We start from the raw sequence: 1,048 nt of genomic DNA on the forward strand, positions 1-1,048 counted from the left end.
CATGACTTTTGTGCCTGTTGAGACTCGTTATGCTTCGATGCCGTATCGGCGGGTGGGGGCCAGCGGGCTGCTGCTGCCGGCGGTGTCGTTGGGGTTGTGGCACAACTTCGGTGACGACAAGGCGTTCGACGTGCAGCGCGACATCCTGCGCCGGGCCTTCGACCTGGGGGTGACGCATTTTGATCTGGCGAACAACTACGGTCCCCCGGCGGGGAGCGCGGAGACGAACTTCGGCCGGCACCTGAAGGACGACTTCCGGCCGTTCCGCGACGAACTGGTCATCTCCACGAAGGCCGGCTACGGGATGTGGCCGGGCCCGTACGGGGAGTGGGGATCGCGGAAGTACCTGCTCTCGAGCCTGGACCAGTCGCTCACGCGGATGGGCCTGGAGTACGTGGACGTCTTCTACAGCCACCGCCCCGATCCCGATACCCCGCTGGAGGAGACGATGGGTGCCCTCGATACCGCGGTACGGTCGGGGCGGGCCCTGTACGCGGGGATCTCCTCCTACTCGCCCGAGCTCACGGTGCAGGCCGCCGCCATCCTGGCGGAGCTGGGCACCCCGCTGCTGATCCACCAGCCGTCGTACTCGATGCTCAACCGGTGGACCGAGAACGGGTCCCCGAACCTGTACGAGGCCCTCGAGCAGGTGGGTGCCGGATCCATCGCGTTCTCGCCGCTGGCGCAGGGACTGCTCACGAGCCGGTACCTGGACGGGGTGCCCGAGGATTCGCGTGCCGCGGCCAACAAGTCGCTGGACCAGGGGCAGCTCAGTGCCGAGAACCTCGACCGCATCCGGGGTCTGAACCGGATCGCCGAGGGCCGCGGGCAGTCGCTGGCGCAGCTGGCGATCGCTTGGGTGCTGCGCGACCGGGCCAAGGGCACCCCGGTGACCTCGGCGCTGATCGGAGCATCCAGCGTGAAGCAGCTCGAGGACAGCGTGGCCGCGGTGGGAAACCTGGACTTCACCGCCGAGGAACTGCTCGCGATCGATGAATACGCCGTGGACTCCGACATCAACCTCTGGGCCAACGCCCTCAAGGCCTGA

1 protein-coding gene is annotated in these 1,048 nt (G+C 67.6%); it reads left to right on the forward strand.

Features of this window, described 5'->3' with window-relative positions; translation table 11 throughout:
- Position 1 precedes the first annotated feature (1 nt).
- On the forward strand, positions 2-1,048 hold the full coding sequence (gene mgrA, locus AC4D2C_RS18735; RefSeq protein WP_490916313.1) for an L-glyceraldehyde 3-phosphate reductase: 1,047 nt from the start codon (positions 2-4) through the stop codon (positions 1,046-1,048).

It is taken from the genome of Arthrobacter sp. TJ-240, assembly GCF_058269195.1.